24 protein-coding genes are annotated in these 22,342 nt (G+C 31.7%); 17 read left to right on the forward strand and 7 right to left on the reverse strand.

All coding sequences use genetic code 11. The features are described from left to right. Positions 1-22: 22 nt before the first annotated feature. Positions 23-850: a pyruvate, water dikinase regulatory protein gene (locus RD055328_RS03100; protein ID WP_244087345.1), complete on the reverse strand. Its 828-nt coding sequence runs from the start codon at positions 848-850 to the stop codon at positions 23-25. Positions 851-1,009: 159 nt separating this feature from the next. On the opposite strand from RD055328_RS03100, the gene rpsU reads away from it, so the two are divergent. The 14 genes from rpsU to RD055328_RS03170 all read left to right on the forward strand — a co-directional run bounded on the left by rpsU (position 1,010) and on the right by RD055328_RS03170 (position 14,002). Continuing rightward, entirely contained in the window at positions 1,010-1,198 is a 189-nt protein-coding gene (gene rpsU / locus RD055328_RS03105) for a 30S ribosomal protein S21 (RefSeq protein WP_244087346.1), read from the forward strand. Positions 1,199-1,305: 107 nt separating this feature from the next. Then, a complete protein-coding gene (locus RD055328_RS03110; protein WP_244087347.1) occupies positions 1,306-2,265 on the forward strand; it encodes a PhoH family protein in 960 nt (319 codons plus the stop codon). Positions 2,266-2,277: 12 nt separating this feature from the next. Further along, positions 2,278-2,742: an rRNA maturation RNase YbeY gene (gene ybeY / locus RD055328_RS03115; protein WP_244087348.1), complete on the forward strand. Its 465-nt coding sequence runs from the start codon at positions 2,278-2,280 to the stop codon at positions 2,740-2,742. A gap of 2 nt (positions 2,743-2,744) precedes the next feature. Beyond that, positions 2,745-3,149 (forward strand): cytidine deaminase, encoded by a 405-nt coding sequence (locus RD055328_RS03120; protein ID WP_244087349.1) that lies wholly within the window; start codon positions 2,745-2,747, stop codon positions 3,147-3,149. 3 nt (positions 3,150-3,152) lie between these two features. Further along, entirely contained in the window at positions 3,153-4,061 is a 909-nt protein-coding gene (era, locus tag RD055328_RS03125) for a GTPase Era (protein ID WP_244087350.1), read from the forward strand. Next, positions 4,061-4,819 (forward strand): DNA repair protein RecO, encoded by a 759-nt coding sequence (recO, locus tag RD055328_RS03130; protein WP_244087351.1) that lies wholly within the window; start codon positions 4,061-4,063, stop codon positions 4,817-4,819. Before era ends, recO begins: the two co-directional genes overlap by 1 nt. 233 nt (positions 4,820-5,052) lie before the next feature. Beyond that, entirely contained in the window at positions 5,053-5,952 is a 900-nt protein-coding gene (gene glyQ / locus RD055328_RS03135) for a glycine--tRNA ligase subunit alpha (RefSeq protein ID WP_244087352.1), read from the forward strand. A gap of 1 nt (position 5,953) precedes the next feature. Next, positions 5,954-8,005, forward strand: a complete 2,052-nt coding sequence (gene glyS / locus RD055328_RS03140; protein ID WP_244087353.1) for a glycine--tRNA ligase subunit beta — start codon at positions 5,954-5,956, stop codon at positions 8,003-8,005. A gap of 19 nt (positions 8,006-8,024) precedes the next feature. Beyond that, positions 8,025-9,860, forward strand: a complete 1,836-nt coding sequence (gene dnaG / locus RD055328_RS03145) for a DNA primase (RefSeq protein WP_244087354.1) — start codon at positions 8,025-8,027, stop codon at positions 9,858-9,860. A 12-nt stretch (positions 9,861-9,872) separates the two neighbouring features. After that, positions 9,873-10,994 carry an RNA polymerase sigma factor RpoD gene (rpoD, locus tag RD055328_RS03150; protein WP_244087355.1) on the forward strand — a complete coding sequence of 374 codons (1,122 nt, stop codon included), beginning with the start codon at positions 9,873-9,875 and terminating at the stop codon, positions 10,992-10,994. Positions 10,995-11,074: 80 nt separating this feature from the next. After that, positions 11,075-11,764, forward strand: a complete 690-nt coding sequence (locus RD055328_RS03155; RefSeq protein WP_244088131.1) for a tRNA (adenine(22)-N(1))-methyltransferase TrmK — start codon at positions 11,075-11,077, stop codon at positions 11,762-11,764. Then, on the forward strand, positions 11,757-12,542 hold the full coding sequence (locus tag RD055328_RS03160) for a Nif3-like dinuclear metal center hexameric protein (RefSeq protein ID WP_244087356.1): 786 nt from the start codon (positions 11,757-11,759) through the stop codon (positions 12,540-12,542). The genes RD055328_RS03155 and RD055328_RS03160 overlap by 8 nt, the downstream gene beginning before the upstream one ends. A 12-nt stretch (positions 12,543-12,554) precedes the next feature. Continuing rightward, positions 12,555-13,790: a peptidase T gene (gene pepT, locus RD055328_RS03165; RefSeq protein ID WP_244087357.1), complete on the forward strand. Its 1,236-nt coding sequence runs from the start codon at positions 12,555-12,557 to the stop codon at positions 13,788-13,790. A gap of 23 nt (positions 13,791-13,813) precedes the next feature. Continuing rightward, positions 13,814-14,002 carry a 2-hydroxymuconate tautomerase gene (locus RD055328_RS03170; protein WP_244087358.1) on the forward strand — a complete coding sequence of 63 codons (189 nt, stop codon included), beginning with the start codon at positions 13,814-13,816 and terminating at the stop codon, positions 14,000-14,002. 211 nt (positions 14,003-14,213) lie between these two features. On the opposite strand, the gene RD055328_RS03175 is transcribed toward RD055328_RS03170, so the two are convergent. Both RD055328_RS03175 and lepB read right to left on the reverse strand, forming a co-directional pair. Next, complete coding sequence (locus RD055328_RS03175) at positions 14,214-14,390, reverse strand: LBP_cg2779 family protein (RefSeq protein WP_244087359.1); 177 nt, start codon at positions 14,388-14,390, stop codon at positions 14,214-14,216. An 18-nt stretch (positions 14,391-14,408) separates the two neighbouring features. Then, positions 14,409-15,044 carry a signal peptidase I gene (gene lepB / locus RD055328_RS03180; RefSeq protein WP_244087360.1) on the reverse strand — a complete coding sequence of 212 codons (636 nt, stop codon included), beginning with the start codon at positions 15,042-15,044 and terminating at the stop codon, positions 14,409-14,411. Between the two features lie 91 nt (positions 15,045-15,135). Between lepB and RD055328_RS03185 the strand changes: the two genes are divergently transcribed. The 3 genes from RD055328_RS03185 to RD055328_RS03195 are packed head-to-tail and all read left to right on the forward strand — an operon-like array spanning position 15,136 to position 18,244. Further along, complete coding sequence (locus RD055328_RS03185; protein ID WP_244087361.1) at positions 15,136-15,909, forward strand: hypothetical protein; 774 nt, start codon at positions 15,136-15,138, stop codon at positions 15,907-15,909. Between the two features lie 11 nt (positions 15,910-15,920). Continuing rightward, positions 15,921-16,895: a hypothetical protein gene (locus tag RD055328_RS03190; RefSeq protein ID WP_244087362.1), complete on the forward strand. Its 975-nt coding sequence runs from the start codon at positions 15,921-15,923 to the stop codon at positions 16,893-16,895. Next, complete coding sequence (locus tag RD055328_RS03195; RefSeq protein WP_244087363.1) at positions 16,895-18,244, forward strand: RsmF rRNA methyltransferase first C-terminal domain-containing protein; 1,350 nt, start codon at positions 16,895-16,897, stop codon at positions 18,242-18,244. Before RD055328_RS03190 ends, RD055328_RS03195 begins: the two co-directional genes overlap by 1 nt. Positions 18,245-18,264: 20 nt before the next feature. Here RD055328_RS03195 and fni read toward each other — a convergent pair whose 3' ends face one another. From fni to mvk, 4 genes are read right to left on the reverse strand one after another with little or no spacing between them, the layout of a single operon-like run. Then, the gene (gene fni / locus RD055328_RS03200) at positions 18,265-19,302 is read right to left on the reverse strand and encodes a type 2 isopentenyl-diphosphate Delta-isomerase (protein WP_244087364.1); all 1,038 of its coding nucleotides are present in this window, start codon (positions 19,300-19,302) and stop codon (positions 18,265-18,267) included. A 2-nt stretch (positions 19,303-19,304) separates the two neighbouring features. Beyond that, positions 19,305-20,378, reverse strand: coding sequence for a phosphomevalonate kinase (locus RD055328_RS03205; RefSeq protein ID WP_244087365.1), 1,074 nt, complete (start codon positions 20,376-20,378; stop codon positions 19,305-19,307). A 19-nt stretch (positions 20,379-20,397) separates the two neighbouring features. Then, positions 20,398-21,360 carry a diphosphomevalonate decarboxylase gene (mvaD, locus tag RD055328_RS03210; RefSeq protein ID WP_244087366.1) on the reverse strand — a complete coding sequence of 321 codons (963 nt, stop codon included), beginning with the start codon at positions 21,358-21,360 and terminating at the stop codon, positions 20,398-20,400. Between the two features lie 12 nt (positions 21,361-21,372). After that, positions 21,373-22,308 (reverse strand): mevalonate kinase, encoded by a 936-nt coding sequence (gene mvk / locus RD055328_RS03215; protein ID WP_244087367.1) that lies wholly within the window; start codon positions 22,306-22,308, stop codon positions 21,373-21,375. Positions 22,309-22,342 lie beyond the last annotated feature (34 nt).

Raw genomic sequence — 22,342 nt, forward strand, 5'->3', positions numbered from 1 at the left:
AAGCAGCCATCGGCTGCTTTTTTTATACTATCGTCTTATAATGACCTAAGTCTAATTTTTCTGTGATTATTGATGCAGTTTCTTCGATTGAGCGATCGGCAGTATTAATTACTAAACAGCCAATTTTTTCATAAAGTTTTTTTGAGAATTCTAATTCATCAATTAACTCTTGCTCATCGGAATATGTGGTATCTGGATTTAATCCATAAGCAATCATACGTTGACGACGAATTTTGCGAAGAACATTTAGGTCGGTAGTTAAACCAACAATCTTTTTCGGATCAACTTGCCATAATTCTTCCGGGACTTCTGCTTTTGGAACTAACGGAAGATTAGCAACTTTAATATTATTATTAGCAAGAAATAGTGCCAACGGTGTTTTTGAAGTTCTTGATACGCCGAGTAAGACGATATCAGCCTCTAAGAATCCAGTAGGGCGTTTGCCATCATCATTAACCAAAGCAAATTCAACGGCTGAAATCATATCAAAGTAACCTGTATCTAGTTGATGAACTGCACCAGCTTCATAATTAGGAGTTATTTGTGTAGTTTGTTCGATTACTGAAATCATTGGATTCAAAATATCGTGATATGCAATATTATTTTCTTTACAGAAATCAATAATCAATTTAGTATTATCGGGAGAAACAATTGTGAAAAACAAAATTGGATCTGTATCTTCTCTAATAGTTTCAAGAACAGATTTTATTTTGGAAGCATCAGTCATAAACGACTGACGATGATAGGTTACATCTAGATCCGAAAATTGAGAAATTGCAGCCTTAGTTGTACTAAAAGCTGTATCTCCGGCTGAGTCTGAAATAATGTAAATGCTCTGTTTTTTCTTCATAGTATTTTACCTCACGAATTCATTTTACCAATAAATCGTTTCCATTATCATGATAAATGAAATAAATCAAAAAAACTTTTGACGGATACTGACTTTTTGGTATAATAGTCCAAGTAAACCAGAAACGGTTTAACGTTAAAACGGAAGGGAGGGATATCATTGGCTAGAACTGTTGTTCGTGAAAACGAATCACTTGATGATGCTCTTCGTCGTTTCAAGCGTTCTGTTTCTAAAGCTGGTACTCTTCAAGAATACCGTAAAAGAGAATATTACGAAAAACCAAGTGTTAAACGTAAGTTAAAATCAGAAGCTGCGCGTAAACGTAACAAGAAGAAACGTCGTGGTTAATATATATTTAAGAGATTAAAGTATTATACTTTAATCTCTTTTTTTGTATAATTGTTTGATACATTATGTGATAAAATCTTTATATAAACAAACAATGGAGGCAGCTATTGGCAGAATCGTCTGTAAAAAAAGAGCTAATTCTTAAGAATCAAGAAATTTCGAGTAATTTATTTGGAATCAATGATAGTAATTTAAATGTAATCGAAGAAAGCTTGAATGTAGAGATTAGTGCTTTCGGTGAGAAGATAAATATTATTGGATTAAGCCGAGATGTCGATCTAACTATTGATGTAATTAACACGCTTATAAAAGTTAGTAATACCGGAATTACAGTGGGAAGTGCGGATATAGTCAGTGCAATCAAAATGGCTGAAAAAGGCACCTTAGAATATTTTGAAGATCTTTATAAAGATGAATTAATCAAAGATGCTAAAGGAAACCCCGTTAGAGTTAAAAACTTTGGTCAACGTCAATATATTCAATCCATTAAGAAAAACGATGTGTCTTTTGGAATTGGTCCAGCAGGAACTGGTAAAACCTATCTTGCTGTTGCTATGGCTGTTGCAGCATTAAAAGAAGGACGTGTTCAAAGATTAATATTGACACGCCCTGCCGTTGAAGCTGGAGAGAATTTAGGTTTTCTACCTGGTGATTTGAAAGAAAAAGTAGATCCTTATATGAGGCCTATCTATGATGCTTTATACGCAATAATGGGACCGGAACACTCAGGCCGATTATTAGAGCGTGGAGTTATTGAAATAGCTCCATTAGCGTATATGAGAGGACGAACTCTTGATGAAGCGTTCATAATTCTTGATGAAGCTCAGAACACAACTCAAGAACAAATGAAAATGTTTTTAACAAGGTTTGGTTTTGGATCTAAAATGATTATTAATGGAGATATTTCACAAATCGATTTACCTAATAACGCTAAGAGCGGATTAGTTCAGGCTAAACGAATTTTAAAAGATGTGCCACACGTTGGTTTTGCTGAATTCTCTTCTGCAGATGTAGTTAGGCATCCGGTTGTAGCAGAAATAATTGATGCATACGAAAATAAAGAATAAATAGGAGTAATTATGGAATTAAATCTATTTGCTAATGATCAAATTGATAATAATCGCATTAAGTGGGTTGAAGATATAGTTGATTTCACTTCTGATGAGTTAAAAATCTCTGATTTAACTGAAGTGTCTATTCATTTTGTCGATAAGGAAGAAATACATCGTATTAATAAGGAATATCGGGATACTGATCGACCAACAGATGTAATAAGCTTTGCTATTGAAGATGGTGAAGATGAAGCTTTCATGAAGCAATTTGAAGATATTGAAGAACACGATATCGGTGATTTATTTATCTGTAAGGAAATAGTTGCTGACCACGCCAAAGAGTATGAACACTCTTTTGATCGTGAATTGGGGTATACAATTGTGCATGGAATTTTACATCTAAGTGGTTATGATCATATTGACCCTGAAGATGAAAAAACAATGATTGGGCTACAAGAAAAAGTTCTAACAAAATTCGGACTGGAGAAATAATTATGTCAATGACTCAAGATGAAGAAGTTATGTATAATGCTGCAAAATCCGCTTTCGATCAAGCTTATGTTCCATACTCAAAATTTCATGTAGGGGCTGCTGTAAAAACTAAAGATGGCAAAATATACAGTGGTTGTAATATTGAAAATGCATCATACGGTTTAACAAATTGTGCAGAAAGAACAGCCATTTTTAAAGCTGTTTCAGACGGTTATCGAGAATTTGAAAGTATTATGGTAATAGGTGATACAGAAGGTGGTTGCAAGCCTTGTGGTGCTTGTCGTCAGGTTATGTCTGAATTTATCAATAAAGAAGCTAGCGTTTATTTAACTAATATAAAAGGTGAAATTGAAAGATATACTATGGAACAAATTTTGCCATATTCATTTGAAAAAGAGGACATGTAATTAATGGAAAACAAAGAATTTCATTCAGGATTCGTCGCAATTGTAGGAAGACCTAACGTTGGTAAGTCAACATTCATGAATCGTGTTCTTGGACAAAGAATAGCGATTACTTCGGATAAAGCACAAACAACTAGAAATAAGATTTCAGGAGTATTTACCGATAAAGAAAAGCAAATTGTTTTTCTTGATACCCCGGGAATTCATAAACCCAAAAACAAACTTGATGATTATATGGATAAAGCTGCGCTTTCAACTTTTAAAGAAGTTGATTTAATTTTATTTATGACTGAAGCTGGGCAAACTGCAGGTCCTGGAGATAATTTTATTCTTGAACAATTAAAAGAAATTAATAAGCCGGTCTTTTTGGTACTAAACAAAATTGACTTGATTCATCCGGACACAATAATGTCTCAAATTGAAGAATATCGACAAATAATTGACTTCAAAGAAGTATTTCCAATTTCTGCCACTATGGGAAATAATGTCGATGAATTATTAAATGGAATTGGTCAAGAATTAGAAGAAGGTCCAATGTACTATCCAGAAGATCAAATAACTGATCATCCTGAGTATTTTATTGTTGCTGAATTAATACGTGAAAACATTCTACAATCAACACATGATGAAATACCTCATTCAGTTGCTGTTGTTGTTGAAAGAATGAACGAACGTGTTAATGGAAAACTTCAAGTTGAAGCTAACATATATGTTGAACGCGAGGGCCAAAAAGGTATTATTATTGGCCAAAAAGGGAGTATGCTAAAACATATTGGAATTGGAGCACGTAAGAAGATAGAAGATTTACTTGGCGAAAAAGTTAATCTTAAGTTATGGATAAAGGTAAAGAAAAACTGGCGTGATAATCCAACATTCCTTAATTCCGCAGGATATTCAGCACAGGATCTAAAATAATGTCATTAATTAAAGATCAAACATTTGATGGATTGGTATTAAAAGTTAACCGATACAAAGAAAATGACGCACTTGTATATATGATTACAAGGCAATTTGGTTTGAAAACTTTTTATATTAGAGGATTTGGTAAAGCTAAATCAAAATTAACTGGAGCATTAATGCCATTTAATTATGGAGAATACATTGGATCAATTAGTGACGATGGATTTTCTTATATCTCAAGTGCCAATCACGTTGATGAATTCGGTAGTATATCGCTAGATATTAAGAAAAACGCATATGCTTCATTTATTGTTGATTTATTTTCACATGCATTTGAACAACAAGTTAATATTGATGAGTATTGGTTTGATTATATAAAAAAAGCACTATCACTTATTAGTGAAGATCTTGACCCTCAAATAGTTAGCAATATCGTACAGATTAACTTATTAAAGGCATTTGGTGTTGAACCGAACTTTAGAAGTTGTGTAGTTGGTGGTGAAACGGAAGGGACTTTTGACTTTTCAATTGTTCTGGGAGGAATTATCTGTAGTCATCATTTTATCAATGATCCTAATCGTATTCATGCAGGTCAACGTGTTATCTATTATTTAAGATTATTTTCGAATATTGAATTGAATAATATCAACACGATTGATGTGAAAATAAATACTAAAAATCAAATTCAACATGTAATTGATATGATTTATGATGATACTGTTGGTATAAATCTTAAGAGTAAGAAATTTATTGAGCAATTGAATGATTTTTAAATAAAGTTTTTTATATTTGACAGTTATTGAGTTAAAAAGTATTATTAGTACGTAATAAAAGCGATCGTGTGTTGGTGAAAGTCACGAATAAATTACTGGCGATTTTAAAAATATAATAACTAAAGAGCTAATCATTTTTGATTAGAACTAGGGTGGAACCGCGATTTATCGTCCCTTGTAGAAGAAATTCTGCAAGGGACTTTTTCTTTAGTTGAATACATAAAGGTGAAATTATGGCAAAAAAAATAGATGTACAAACTATGATTTTGACATTACAACAATTTTGGAGTGACAAAGGTTGTATGTTGATGGAATCCTACGATACTGAAAAAGGTGCTGGGACAATGAGTCCATATACTTTTTTAAGAGCAATTGGTCCAGAGCCATGGAATGCGGCTTATGTAGAACCATCTCGTCGCCCCGCTGATGGTCGTTATGGAGATAACCCTAATCGTTTATATCAACATCATCAATTTCAAGTTGTTATGAAACCATCTCCTAAAGAGGTTCAAGAATATTATTTAGATTCATTGAGAGCTTTAGGAATTGAACCTTTAGAACATGACATTCGTTTTGTTGAAGATAACTGGGAAAATCCATCAATGGGTTGTGCTGGTGTTGGTTGGGAAGTTTGGCTTGACGGAATGGAAGTGACTCAATTTACTTACTTCCAACAAGTTGGAGGACTTCAATGTGATCCCGTAACTAGTGAAATCACTTATGGAGTTGAACGCTTAGCATCATATATTCAAGATGTTGATTCTGTTTATGATTTAGACTGGGGTAACGGAGTTAAGTATGGTGATATCTTCAAAGAACCTGAATTTGAACATTCTAAGTATTCATTTGAAGAGAGTAATCAAGACATGCTTTTAAACTTCTTCAATGATTATGAAAAAGAAGCTAATCGCTTAATGGACTTAGGTCTTGTGCATCCAGCATATGATTATATTTTAAAATGCAGTCATACGTTTAACTTACTAGATGCTCGTGGAGCTGTTTCAGTTACTGAACGTGCCGGTTTCTTATCACGAATTAGACGTATGGCACATAAAGTAGCTCAATCATTTGTTGAAGAACGTGAAAAATTAGGGTTCCCACTCCTAAAAGATAATGAAAAGGTTGGTGAATAATATGTCTAATACATTTTTATTGGAACTTGGGCTGGAAGAAATGCCTGCACATGTAGTGACTCCAAGTATCAATCAATTCGCCCAACGTATAACTGAATTTTTAAAAGAAAATCGTTTGAATCACGGTGAAGTTTATAATTATTCGACACCACGTCGTCTTGCGGTCATTATTGAAGATCTTGCTGATAAACAAGAAGATATTGATGAATTAGCTAAAGGACCTGCAAAAAAAATAGCACAAGATGAAGATGGTAATTGGTCAAAAGCAGCAATTGGATTTGCAAAAGGTCAAGGTGGTAGTCCTGACGATATTTTCTTCCAAGAATTAAAAGGAACAGAATATGCTTATATTCAAAAACATGAAGTCGGACTACCGGCTAACAAAGTACTCGAAAAAATCAATGAACCGTTGGAAGCAATGGTATTTCCAACTAGAATGCACTGGGGTTCTACAAGATTCGAATACATTCGACCAATCCATTGGTTAGTTGCAATGCTTGATAATCAGATTATTAATACTAAGATACTTGATATTCAAGCTGGTAACAGTACTCGCGGTCATAGATTCTTAGGCCACACGGATATCGAAATTAAAACTGCAACAGATTACGTTCAAACATTAAAAGATGATTTTGTTTTTGCAGACGCTTTGGAAAGAAAAAATATAATCGAGTCACAAATTGAAAAAATAGCAAAAGATAATGATTGGAATATTGACATCGATCAAGATTTACTAGAAGAAGTTAATAACTTGGTTGAATATCCAACAGCTTTTTATGGAAACTTTGATTCTAAGTATTTATCAATTCCGGATGAAGTTTTAATAACTTCAATGAAAGATAACCAAAGATATTTCTACGCTAAGACAAAAGATAACAAATTAGCACCTGTATTTATTGGTGTTCGAAACGGTAACCAAAAGCATATCGAAAACGTGATAGCTGGTAATGAAAAAGTCCTTGTTGCTCGTTTAGAGGATGCTCAATTCTTCTATCAAGAAGATCAAAAACATGATATTAATTTTTATGTTGAGAAACTTAAAAATGTTACATTCCATGTAAAAATTGGTTCAATTTTTGAAAAGATGGAACGCACAACTGTAGCTGCTCAAGTTCTGGCTAAATACCTAAGCTTAAACGCCGATGAATTAGAGGCCTTAAAACGAGCAAGTATGATTTATAAATTTGACTTAGTTACTAATATGGTTGATGAATTCCCTGAATTACAAGGTATAATGGGAGAGAAATATGCTGAATTGATGGGTGAAACCTCTACGGTTGCTAAGGCGATTAGAGAACACTATATGCCAACAACAGCTGAAGGGAATCTTCCAGAATCAAAGGTTGGTTCAGTTCTAGCAATTGCTGACAAATTAGATAGCATTATGTCATTTTTTGCGGTTGATTTAATACCTAGTGGATCAAATGATCCATACGCTTTGCGTCGCCAAGCATATGGTATTGATCGAATTATGCAATATCAATCTTGGGATATCCCGTTAGATATGATACAAGATGAGATAATTAAACAACTTGATACGAAGATTGATTTTTCAGCACATAAAAATGATGTAACTGATTTTGTTTTGGAACGTTTACGTCAATTATTTAAAGGTGAAGATATTGATAAGGATATCGTAGAAACAACAATTAAGTCTTCTACTAAATCACCATTAATAATTATTGAACTCGCTGAATTACTGAAGCAAAAACGTAACAATCCTGAATTCAAAGGAATGATTGAATCATTGTCTCGTGTTAATAAATTAGCTTCTAAGGCTGATTCAACAAATACAGAGATTGATATTAAATTATTCCAAAACGACTCAGAACAAGCATTATTTGATTCAATAAGTAAGATAGACACTAAACAAACTATCGAAGTACTATTTGAACAAATGAATGATTTATCACCAATCATTAACAAATATTTTGATGAAACAATGATTATGGATAAAGATGAAAAAATCAAAAATAATCGTTTAGCACAATTAAGAGCTATTTCAGATATCAATGCTATTTTTGGTGATTTAGAAGAGTTAGTTATTAAATAAATATTGGAAAGGAGCAATCATGGCAGGAAGGATTCCTGAGGATTTTATTGAACAAGTCCGAAGTAAAACAGATATAGTTGACGTTGTCAGTAATTATGTTCAATTAAAGAAATCTGGTAAGAATTTATTTGGACATTGTCCATTTCATGATGAAAGAACAGGCTCCTTTTCAGTGGCTGAAGATAAACAAATCTTTCATTGTTTTAGTTGTGGTCGCGGTGGGAATGTATTCAGTTTTATAATGGAAATTGAAAAAATGAATTTCCCAGAGTCGGTAATTAAAGTTGCTGAAATGACTGGAATTTCAGTTCCTGAAAATTTAGACACAAATTCTAATAATGATAATCCACAAAACGTTAAATTTAATGAACTACAAAAATTATATAGTGAAGCCCAAGTTTTATATCAACACATTTTAAAACGTACTACTACCGGTGAAGAAGCGCTCGAATATCTTAAAAATCGTGAATTAACGGAAGAAACGATTGAAACATATGGAATTGGATTTGCACCTGATAAAAAAGATTTTCTTTATACTTTTTTCATAGAAAAAGATATATCTAAAGAATTGTTACGTGAATCAGGTTTATTTTCCGAAAATGAAGAAGGTGAGATGTTTGATCGCTTCCGTGGTAGAGTAATGTTTCCCATTAAAGACCAAAACGGAAAAATAATTGCTTTTTCTGGTCGTATTCTTCATAAACAAGATAATGTAGCAAAGTATTTAAACAGTCCAGAGACCTTGTTGTTTAATAAGAGTAAGGTGCTTTTCAACTATGATTTAGCTAAGAAAAATGTACGAGATAGTGGACAAGTTGTATTATTTGAAGGATTTATGGATGTCATAAGTGCTTATCAAGCCGGAGTTATGACTGGAGTAGCTTCAATGGGTACGAGTTTAACCGATCAGCAAATTCATTCGCTTAGTCGCTTGTCAGACAAGTTAATAGTTTGCTATGACGGTGATCAAGCAGGGCAAAATGCTACACACCGATCAGTATCGTTATTACGTAATCAAAATATTGATATTGGGATAGTTATCTTACCTGAATCAATGGATCCAGATGAATTTATCAAGAATAAAGGTAAAGAAGCTTTTCAAAAAGTTATTAAAAGTGGAACTCAGACAATCATTTCATTTGAATTAAATCGTATGAGTCAAAATTATAACTTTAACAATGATCGAGATAAGTTAGAATTTTTAGATGCGGCTATGCGCGAATTAGCCAAGGTTAATTCTGCAGTTGAAATAGAATTATATCTTCAAAAATTAGCAGATACATTAGATATTGCTTTTGAAACATTACAAAAACAATTCACTAGTATTCAAAGAGAAGAATTAATCAAACGTCCACCAGCAGATTTTGGTACCACTCATGCTGAAAAGAACTTTGCAGAAGTTGCAGTTAAACCGGAAAAAATAAACACAAAGCTTGATATTGCACAGCAAAATTTGTTATATTTAACTTTACGTTTTAAGGATGTCTTTAATAAATTAGTATCAATGCCAAATTTTGCTTTTATCGATGATAAATACAATAAAATATTTGGGTCATGGGCTGAAATAGCAAATGATAGCATGGGTATTTCTGAATTCATGGATCATCTTTCTAACGAATTAAAACCGGTTGTTGCACAATTAGAGCTAAAAGACTTCCCAGAAGAGTATACTGATGAGGAAGTTAATGACTATATAAGCGTGATTATGAATAATTCTCTAGTAGAGGATTATGACAATATCAAAAAATTATTGAGTCAGGCTGCTGCTAACAATGATGATGAACAAGTCTTAGAGTTAACGAGTCAGTTGATTTTGTTAAAAAATAAGATTTTAAACTTAAATAATACAAACTAGGGGGCTTATTGAATGGCTGAAAAAAAGAAAAGTGTTATTAAGTCAAGTAAAGAACTAGAAACAGCAACAAAAAGTGTCATTAAAGATTACAAAACAAAAAAAGAAATTAATGAAGAGGATTTACTTGAAAAACTAATCAAGCCCTTTGCTTTAAAAGATGATTCAATAGATGAACTTATTGAACGTTTAGAAGATGAAGGTATTGGTGTTGTCGATGAGAGTGGTGATCCAAGTAAATTAAGTCTTTTAAAAGAAAAAGATGTCGACAAAGCTGAATTGAATAATTTATCTGCACCAACCGGTGTTAAGATTAATGACCCGGTTCGTATGTATCTTAAAGAAATTGGGCGTGTTCCGCTTTTAAATGCTCAACAAGAAGTTGACTTGGCATTAAAGATTGAAGAAGGCGACGAAGTATCTAAGCAAAAATTAGCAGAAGCTAATTTACGTTTAGTTGTTTCAATTGCTAAACGTTATGTTGGACGTGGTATGCAATTTCTTGATTTAATTCAAGAAGGTAACATGGGATTGATGAAGGCTGTTGAAAAATTTGATTACCGTAAAGGTTTCAAATTCTCGACATATGCTACATGGTGGATTAGACAAGCTATTACTCGTGCTATCGCTGATCAAGCCAGAACTATCCGTATCCCAGTTCACATGGTTGAAACAATTAATAAATTGATTCGAATTCAAAGACAATTGCTTCAAGATTTAGGTCGTGAACCTACACCTGAAGAAATTGGTGCGGAAATGGATCTTCCAACTACAAAAGTCCGTGAGATTCTAAAAATTGCTCAAGAACCAGTTTCATTAGAAACACCAATTGGTGAAGAGAATGATTCACATTTAGGTGATTTTATTGAAGATTTAGATGCAACAAGTCCTGAAGATCACGCTTCTTATGAATTATTAAAAGAACAATTGGAAGATGTGCTTGATACTCTTACTGATCGTGAAGAAAACGTATTGCGTTTGAGATTTGGATTAGATGATGGAAGAACACGCACGCTAGAAGAAGTTGGTAAAGTTTTTGGAGTAACTCGTGAACGTATTCGTCAAATTGAAGCAAAAGCATTGCGTAAATTAAGACATCCATCAAGATCAAAACAACTGAAAGATTTTATGGAATAAACAATTAGAGGACCTTTGGTCCTCTTTTTTTATGGTATTATTTTTATAACAAATATGAAGTAGGTGTTCTATTGAGTAATATGCTTTCTAAAAGATTAATTGAAGTATCAAAATTTGTAAAACCTCAAGCAAGATTAGTAGATGTAGGATCTGATCATGCTTATTTACCAATATCATTAATAGAAAATAAAACAATCGATTTTGCAATAGCTGGTGAAGTTGCAGCAGGACCATTACATAATTCAGAGCAAAATATTTCTTATCATAATTTAGAAGATAAAATTCAAGCACGATTAGGTGATGGACTAGATGTAATAGAAAAAGAAGATCAAATTGACACAGCTGTAATTGCTGGCATGGGTGGTATTTTAATTACTGAGATTCTACAAAGATTTGTGAATCGTCAAGAGTTCACAATAGAAAGCTTGATTTTACAACCCAATATCGGAGAAAGTTTAGTCCGCTCGTGGTTAATGGAGCATAATTATGAAATTGTGAATGAGAATATTTTAGCAGAAGATGGCCATTCGTATGAAATTATAGTAGGTAAATTAGTTTCAACTACCCCCGAATATTCAAGAGAAGATTTATTAGTTGGACCAATATTAAAGAAGAATAAAAATTCAGCATTTATTGATAAATGGAATCGTAAACTAAAGAAATATCGTAAAACATTAGTTGGGATAAGCAATGCTCAACAACCTGATCAAGAAAAAATTCAGCAAGTAAAAGCTGATATTAATATTTTGGAGGGACTTTTAAATGACTAACGTTCAGAATATTTTAGATGAAATTGAAAAATTTGCGCCGCTATCTCTGAAAGAAGAGGGCGATCCTACTGGATTTCAGATAGGTGATAGAACAAGAACTGTAAAAAAGGTACTAGTTACACTTGATGTTCGTCCTAATGTTGTTCAAGAAGCCATAGAAAAAGATATTGATTTAATAATTGCACATCATCCGATTATGTTTCGACCTACGGCAAATTTAGATATTAATGACCCTCAAAATAAGATGTATTACGATTTAATGAGCCATGATATTGCCGTTCATTCAGCACACACTAATATTGACAAGACAGTAAATGGAATGAATGATTGGTTAGCAGAAGCTTTAAATCTTCAAAATATTCAGTCAATTGATGAACTTGATGGATTGGGTCGAATTGGTGAAGTACAACAAGAAACAACTTTAGATGATTTTTCAGAAGAAATAAAAAATAAGTTTAATTTATCAGGATTAAGAACAGTTAAACCATATATTGAAAAACCAGTTAAAAAAATTGCTATCATTGGTGGTGATGGAGGCAAGTTCTTTAGAACTATTAAAGGCATTGGTGCAGATACTTTTATCACAGGTGATGTTTATTATCATACAGCCCATGATATGCAAGCAATTGGGTTAAATGTTATTGATCCTGGGCATCATGTTGAAGAAATTTTCATAAATAAAATGGAGAATATTTTACAATCATGGAATGAGGATTATAATTGGGATATCCAAATTGTACCTTCAAGAGCTAATACTGAACCTTATATTTTTAAATAGAGGAGAGATTATATGGAAAAATATGAAAAATTGCTACCAAGGTTTTTAGATTATGTCAAAGTAAATACACGCTCTGATGATAATTCAAAGACAATACCTTCAACGAAACGTCAAATTAATTTCTTGAATACATTAAAAACAGAATTAGAAGAAATAGGATTAGAAGAAGTAAAACTTAATACTAAAAATTATTATCTAACTGCTAAAATATCTTCTAATATTGATAAAGATGTACCAACAATTGGATTTATTTCACATATTGATACAGCAGATTTTAATTCTGAAAATGTTAATCCTCAGGTTGTAGAAAATTATGATGGTAAAAGTGCAATAACATTGGATAAATCAGGTGAATATGTTCTAGATCCAAAAGAATTTGAATCTTTAACTAAATACAAAGGTCAAACCTTAATAACAACTGATGGATCAACTTTATTAGGCGCTGATGATAAGTCTGGAGTTTCTGAAATCGTTACTTTTGCGGAATATTTGTTACAACATCCAGAACTTAAACATGGTGATATAAAAATAGCTTTCGGTCCTGATGAAGAAATCGGTACTGGTGCTAATCTATTTGATGTCAGTGATTTTGGTGCTGATTTTGCTTATACCGTAGATGGCGGTCCTCTGGGAGAATTAGAATATGAAACATTCAATGCAGCAAGTTTAAAAGTTGATATTCAAGGAAAAAATGTTCATCCTGGATCAGCAAAAAATATAATGATTAATGCTATTAGTCTAGGTATTGAATTTCAAAATCAATTACCTCAATCTGAAGTCCCCGAATTAACCGATGGTAAAGAAGGATTCTTTCACTTATTAAACTTCGAGGGTACTGTTGACAGTGCTCATTTAGATTATATAATTCGTGACTTCACAAGAGACGGTCTAAACAAACGTAAAGATATAGCTCAAAAAATTGCGGATGAGATTAATAGCAGATTTGAAAACAATCCAATTGCAATAATCATGAATGATGATTACTACAATATGTATGAAGTTATTAAAGATAATATGGAAGTTGTTCATTTGGCTCAAACTGCTATGAAAAACCTCAATATTAATACAATCGAAGATCCAATACGTGGTGGAACTGATGGATCAAAAATTTCATTTATGGGACTTCCAACGCCTAACTTATTTGCAGGTGGAGAAAACATGCATGGACGTTTTGAATATGTTTCTCTACAAACTATGGAACAAGCAGTAGATGTGTTATTAGAAATTAGTGAACTTAATGCGAAATAAAAAATAGAAATGGAGATATAATTATGCCAATTGTACATATAGATTTAGTAGAGGGTAGAAGTAATGAACAATTAAGAGGTTTAGTAAAAGATGTTACTAAAGCTATTAGTAAGAATGCTGATGTTCCTGAAGAAAGAATTCATATTATTTTAAATGAAATGAAAAAAGATAATTATTCTGTCGGTGGCACATTGAAAAGTGATGAGAAATAATAATTAAGATTTCTGTAATATCTATAGATGATAATCATGTCTTAATATAATATTAAACTTGCAGATATATTTTGGGGGATAATATTTTGAGACAAGTAAAAGTAGTTATCATAGATATTATTATATTCTTAGGAATAATAGGATTAGTTTTACAAATGGTACAGAGATTAACGATGCAATAAAAAAGAGCTTCCATATTGGAAGCTCTTTTTTATCTATGTAGTCTTAGAAAATCTAATATTTTCTTTTCTTCTTCGGCAGTTGCTAATGCACTATTACCTTTAATTGTATGTATTCTTTCAACGGATAAATGTATTTCAAAAGCTAATTGTGTATCATTAGAGTTCTTTTTCTTTTGATATTCAATAATTTCGTGTGCTAAATCCATAATTACAACTCCCTTAAATTAAAATGTTTTCATTTCGTTAAGAGGCCAATAGCGCCATTTAACAACTCCAACAATTTCATCTTTTTTAATAAAACCAATCATACGACTATCTTTTGAGACGTTTCGATGATCTCCCATAACAAAGTAATAGCCACTAGGAACTTTTCCTGTTTTCTTAACTTTATTTAGTAATTTTTTATTATCAGCGTAAATTGATTTATAATATGAACCTTCAGCTAAAGATGAAAGACTGAAGTTTGTTGTATAAGTGTAGCCTTCAGCATGACTTTGTTCTTTATACTTGTTATCAAGATAAGATTCTGATATTTTTTTACCATTAATGTACATTTTGTCATTTTTTGATTCAACTGTATCTCCAGGCATTCCAATTACACGCTTAATGTATTGAGCACCAGGTTGATCAGGGGCGTTAAGAATAACAACATCATTTCTTTTAGCATCAATTGTGCGTATAGCAATAATGCGATCTTTATCTTCAAAGGTTGGTTGCATTGAAGGACCCGAAACTTTATCATTAGCAATCAATAATGATTTAATTCCCCAGACAGCTAAGAATACGACTAGGGCACTAATGATAGTAGTTACCCAGAAGTGAAGAAGGGTTTCTTCTTTTTTTTCTTTATTTTTTTTCATAACAGAAAACTCCTATAAATTAATATTTCAATTATAACATTTAATAGATTTATGCGTATAATAAACCTATTACATTTACTAAGGAAAATAAATGATTGATATTGATGAATATTTAAATGAATTAACAAATTTATCATCTCCATTTAAAAACGACAAGCTTATTAAAAAACGCATTAACTTTATTGAAGAAACCGTTCATGAATTAATAAATAAAAGAATTCCAAAACAAACTTTTTTTGATTTGATTTTTGATGAAGATGAAATAATCCAGATTTTAAAAAATACTGATCCTAATGATTTAAACCAAAACATTAATAAATTAGAAAAGCTAGATTCATTACTTAGCTATTTCAGACAGTTTTTACAAGAAAATTTTGGATATTGGGCCACTATTACAAGACCATTTATGGATACTTTTATTCAAGAGTTTCATTGTCAAAAATACTTGGAGTTAATGGCTGGGAATGGTTATATTTCAGAATACTTAAGAGAGCATGATATATTATCGATAGCAACTGACTCTACTCAATGGGCACAAAACAGTAAAACTGGACAAGATACAATTACCGATATTGAAGAGTTAGATGCCTTAACTGCATTTAAAAAATATGCTAATGAAGTTGATGCAATTATAATTGCTTGGAGTCCAGATTATGATGAAATTGATTATCAAATATTGCAAGAATATCGTAAAATGAAAGAATCAAAGCCATATTTCTTCATTATAGGAGAAAAAAATGGCGCTACTAACAGTAAAAAGTTTTGGGAAAATGTTCATATTATTTCTGATAATAGGGTAACTAACATTAATGAGAAATATCCAAAATATGATATCGTAAACGATAAATTGTATTTAATTGAATGAGGAGTAATATTTTGAAGAGAAATATTCTAATAACGATTCTTATGACACTATTGTTACTTGCAGCAGGGGTCATTGTGTCTAAACACGACAGTGTTAAATATAAGAGTGTAATGAATCGAAATGGTGTAACTGAAGATGCATTTATATTAAAAGCAAATTCTAATAAAAAGATAGTAACAGCGTTAAAAGAAGTTTCTAAACATGAGAAATTAAAATTTAGAATGCATTTTATTGATAAAAAAGATGCAGATAAATCTTATTTTTATGGACAAAATGAAAAAATCAGCTTACCAATAAAAACAGGACGAAGTTTTTCGAATTTAGATTTCTCCGCAGCTGTTCCATTTGTAATTGTCGGAAAAGATGTTAAGGATGTTATTAAACCACAAGAGCAAAGATATATTAAACAATCTGATAATTACTTACCTGTAATCGGAATTACCGAGATGGATGATAATAGTAATCTTAACAATCATATTTTTACATCGATATCACCTAATATCACAGATAATGATGCTAAAATAGCAGACTATCGCATCATACTAGATGGTGTATATACACATAAAAAAGAAACAGTTAGTTTAATAAAAAAAGAATTTAAAGCAAAAAAAGTAGGGACTTCTACAAATAAAATTAATAATATCAAACAAAAAACTATCGAAAAAAATTATGTTCTTTTTATTATTTTGTCATTAATAACTGTGATATTAATTGTGTTGAACTTTAATCTAATAATTCCGATGAAGTACTCAATCAATAATTCACAATTAGATGGTGATTTACAAAAAGACTTTAAATTTGGATTTATTTTTCAATTTATAATTTATAATGCAATTGCGTTTATAATCTCGTACACAATAATTAGCAATTGGATTCTTATTATTAATTACACACCAATAACTATCTTTTATGTGGCAAACATTATTTTGACAATAATTCTTGGTAGTTATGTAATCTTTACAAAGAATAGGAGTTTTTTACGTTAATGGTTCTAAAATTACCCGAAAAATTCATTAATAAATATCAAAAATTATTAGGTACAAGATATTCAAAATTTGAAGATGCCTTATTTCAAGAAGCAATTGAAGGCTTTCGATTAAATCCTCTAAAAGAAGATTACCAAGATGTAGATCAAAATTTAGACAATCCAATCACTTATTCAAAAATTGGATTTTATGGTGATATTAATGGAAATAGTGTTGATCATATAAGCGGATATTTGTATGGTCAAGATCCAAGTGCTATGTATGTTGCCGAAGTTTTAGATGTTCAACCAGAAGAAACAGTTTTGGATCTTTGTGCAGCCCCAGGTAGTAAATCTACATATTTAGCCTCTAAAATGGCAAATAAGGGCGTTTTAGTAGCTAATGAGATAAATACTGCACGTTCTAAAATATTGTCTTCAAACATCGAAAGAATGGGTATTACTAATACAGTCGTAACAAATAATAGTCCGGAACAATTAGCACTAAATTTTCCCAATTATTTTGACAAAATTGTTGTTGATGCTCCATGTTCTGGCGAGGGTATGTTTAGAAAAGATCATAATGCTACTCAGTATTGGTCACCTGAATATGTTGAACAATGTGCCACAAGACAAAAGGACATTTTATCTGAAGCATATAAAATGTTAAAACCTGGTGGAACAATAGTTTATTCAACATGTACTTTTGCACCTGAAGAAGATGAAATGACAGCTTTATGGTTTGCAGATGTATTCAACTTAAAAATTGAAAATATTGAAAAATTTCCTGGAATGGAAGATGGAAAGCCTGAATGGTGTGATAACGATCAACGTTCTTTGAATTTTTTAAGGATGTTTCCTGATCAATTTAACGGTGAAGGGCATTTCATTAGTAAATTCACTAAAAATGCAGACGATAATTTATCTTCAAAAACCAATCCATCAGTTGTTTCTGATTCGTTAGATAAATCATCGGAAAAATTATTTAATGATTTTATTTCAGATAACTTAAATATTAGTTTTTCAGTATTACATCAAAACAGAGATAATCTTGAAGCACCAGTTTTGAATACAAAAGATTTAAATAACATTAAAGTTGTACGTAATGGATTACGCTTAGGGACTTTTAAAAAGAATCGTTTTGAACCTAATCATGCATTAGCACTTGCTTTAAAAAGAAATGAATTCAAAAAGGTTATTGAATTAACTAATGAGCAATATCTAAAATTTGCCCATGGAGAAGCCATTCGAATAAACGAACAGCTATCAAGTTCATGGGTAGGGGTTAGTTATAATAAAAAGACTTTTTCTTGGGGTAAATTTTCTAATAATACCGTTAAAAATTTCTTCCCTAAAGGATTGAGATTATAAAAAAAGCTAAGGACTAATCCTTAGCTTTTTCTTTGTTCAAAATAATTATATAAATCTTGATCTAAAATAATTGGCTTATTTCTTAATTCAGTTATATTTCGAGCACCAATTGCAGTTGCTCCGATTTTTACCATATCTAACCAATTAGTCATAAATTCTAAGACTTCTTCATACGATTTCTTTTGTACTTGATGCAAAATCAGACCTGATATACCAACATAATCAGCTCCTAATCGCAAGCATTTCAATACATCTAAAGGTGTTCTAATACCTCCGGAAGCAAAAATTGTAATTCCGTCAGTTTCTACTTGGGTATCTAATAAACTTTCAACAGTTGTTATTTTGAGTTCTTCTAAAAATGACATATCAAATTCATGATTTCGTTCATTTTCTATTTGAATAAAATCAGTCCCACCAGCACCAGATAGATCAATATTAGTCACACCAATACTTTTTAATTTGGCAATAGCTTCTTTACTCATACCAAATCCAACTTCTTTGACAATGACTGGTACAGAAACTGAGTTAATAATATCTTTAATATTATCTAACCAGTAAAAGTTTCTATCACCCTCAGGCATTGATAATTCTTGTAAGGTATTTACGTGAATTTGAAGTGCATTTGCTTCAATCAAATCAATAACTTGTTGGGCATCTTTTGCAGAATGATTAGCAGAAATATTAGCGATAATGACTCCATCGGGATTATTTTTTCTAACAATTTTAAAACTATCAGCAACTTCTGGATAGTTAATTGCTGCACTCATTGAACCGACAGCCATAGGAAGATTCAATCTGTTAGCAATTTTAGAAAGAGTATCATTAATTTTCTCAGACTGAAGGGAACCACCTGTCATTGCATTAATATAAATAGGCATTTTAATAGTGTGATCAAACATGGATGATGTTAAATTAATTTCACTCACAGATATTTCAGGAACACTATCATGAATAAATCGAACTTTTGAAAAGTTCTTATTATTTGTCTCTTCGTAAAATTTTTCAGCTAAAAAAAGATGTTCATTTTTTCTTTGTTGTTGCTGTGGTTGTTTAGGCATTTTTAGCTCCGATCAGTTATATTTAATTTAAGATCAATAACATCAATCTCTTTCCAGGCAGTTAATATATTATCGATAATTTCATTATTATCTGGGACTATAGCAATTCCACAATCTCCGCCACCAGCACCAGAAGACTTAGCTGCTTGACCAATATTTTCAACAACATTACACATTTCTGTAAGTTTTTCAGTTTCAATCACAACATTTGTAATCTTGGATAAACTAGTTAGTAATTCTCGATTTTTGGAAATTTGAGCTTGGATAGCAGGCAAATCAGCATTTAAAAAACCTTCTTGCATTCTTTCTAAACAAATCTTGCTATCCTTCAAGAATTTCTCATATAGTTTTAACTTTTGAGCCTTAGAATATGATATTTGCTCTACTAAAATCGATGTAGAGGCAGGACTTCCAGTCCATCCAATTAATAATTTTGAATTATTTGGCATATCAAGTGGTTCTATGCTTAAATTAGGCCATTCTTGATGAACTATTGTAAACAGTGGTTCTTTTTTCAGAGAATTAATAATCCAATTACGGTCGGGAGAGGTATAGTAAATAATTCCTCCGTAAGTACTTGCAGCAACATCACCTAATGAACCATTACCTTGAACAGATAAATGACTTAATGCGGCTAGTTTATAAATAGTCTTATTATTCAAGTCTAACTTATAAAATTTTGATAGGGCACGGACAGTAGCAACTGAAACCGCCGCAGATGATCCAAGACCATATTTTCTTCCGTTATCGGAATCAAGTTCACTTTCGATATTTATATTAAAATAGGACAATTTTTTACCCAGTTGTAAGGCATATTCTTCGACACAATTGATAGCTGCAATGATGAATTCTAATTGATTATCCCGAGTGTCAATTTGAAACTTACCATTTTCACGATTCCAATGGATCATATTGTCAGTGAATCTGTTTGAATTAAGAGTTCCTTCACTTTCTGAAGCCTCTACTGACACGGTTACAAATTTATCGACAGATGAAATAATTGCTGGATAGCCTTTTTCTACGACAGCATATTCACCAGCTATATATAATTTTCCTGAAGCTTTAGCAGTTATCAAAATTAAAAACCTTCCAATATTATTTATAAGTAATTCCTGGTCCTGGTTTGGTGATAATAATTCGTGCATTAGCAAGTTGTTGCTCTAATTTTTCTTTAATAAGGGTAACATCTTTTTTGTGACAAATCACTTTTACGTTAGGACCTGCATCAATTGTAAAATAAACAGAGATATTTTCATTTCTCATATTCGAGATAATATTCATTATTTCAATTGTTTCAGGGTCAAAATATGTAAATGGTGGGTTAGCGCTCATTGTTAATGCATGCATTTCCATAGCATTGTGTTCTGAAATTTCACCAATTGTTCTTATATCATTATTTTTGATGGCAGGTTTAATTTTAATAAGATCATGTTCAACAACATCTGGCCAAATCTTGTAAAAAGGGGAGGTCATACGTGTACGATTCATACCCTCAGTCGAAGAAATATTCTTCTTATTTTTATTAACGATTACTGACAAAATATTGATATCTGAATTACTAGCATCATCAAACTGCTCTGCAAAAGAAGATTCATCGTCATGTCCTGCATGCCATTGAACAAAACCTCCATATATTGAACGTGAAGCAGATCCTGATCCGACACGAGCTAATTGACTTAACTCTTTTAAAGATAAATCTAAATTTGAAGCTTTTGCTAATGCACCACTTAGAGCAGCAAAAGCAGAAGAAGAGGACGCAAGCCCAGCAGAATTAGGGACGTGATTGTTTGATTCAATTAAAAAAGAATTTTTTACATTATATTTAAGACGGAAATAGTTTAAAAAATTAAAAACTCGTTGACTATCTGCATTGGATTTTAATTCTCCATCTAAGAAAAATTGATCCTCATCTGATACTGTAACTGATGTTTCAGTATAGAAATCATCTAACGTTAAAGAAAGACTGTCCGTGTATGGTAGTCTCAAAGCTTCATCTTTTTTTCCCCAATATTTGATTAGGGCAATATTTGTATGTGCGATAGCAGTAACTTTATTCATTAAATTCCTCTATTAGTTATAAACATTTAGTGGTTGGATCCAAGTTTTTATTGCAGAATTATTTTCTAAAATCTCTGACAATAATTGAGCTTTTATTTTCGATTCAACAACTGCGATTATGCAGCCTCCACGGCCACCACCAGTCAACTTAGTACCTAAACTACCATTATTATTAGCTATTTCAATTAGTTTATCAATTTCATTACTTGAAACACCTAATTTCGAAAGATTTAGTTGAGCATTATTAAAAATTTTCCCCAAGGTTGTCAGATCATTAACTGCTAAAGCAGTATTTGCTTCTGTTGTTAGTTCACCTAAGTTCTTAAGATACTGAGAATATTGTTCGGGATTATCTTTAAGTGATTGTTTAACGTCAGCTACCGCTTCGCCAGTTTTCCCACGAATGCCAGAGTCAGCAATTACTAAGTAACCAGTAATATTCATATCAATATTCACCGGTGATTCTCCTTTTTTAAAACACAAAGGAGCGTTAGCAGTTACAGAAACAGCATCTACGCCACTAGCTTGTCCGTGAATAATTGATTCCGAAACGTTAATTTCTTCAATTAATAGTGTCTTAGTTAATCGCTTTTGGAAAAACTGATAAAAGCAGCGAATAATTGCTGCTGAAGCCGCCGCTGATGAACCCAAACCTCGTTCAATAGGGACATCACTTTTGATGCGTATACTATATTTAATATTTTTAGTATTTAATTTTTTATCTAAATTGGTAATAAGTTTTTCAATACCTTTAAGGTGTTCAGGTATATCTATAATTTTTCCTGTAAAAAAACGTGACTCAATAATTGATTCTTCGGTTTTAATTGACTCCATCTTTACTATAACCGGAATACTTGTGATTGGAATAGTAATTGCGGGATAACCATATACAACAGAATGCTCACCAATTAAAATTAATTTTGCATGACTACGTCCAATTGCATTCATAATGTTTTATCCTCGCTTTAAGGTTATAATTTAT

The organism is Companilactobacillus sp. RD055328 (genome assembly GCF_022835675.1).
Classification (GTDB): Bacteria; Bacillota; Bacilli; order Lactobacillales; family Lactobacillaceae; genus BQUT01.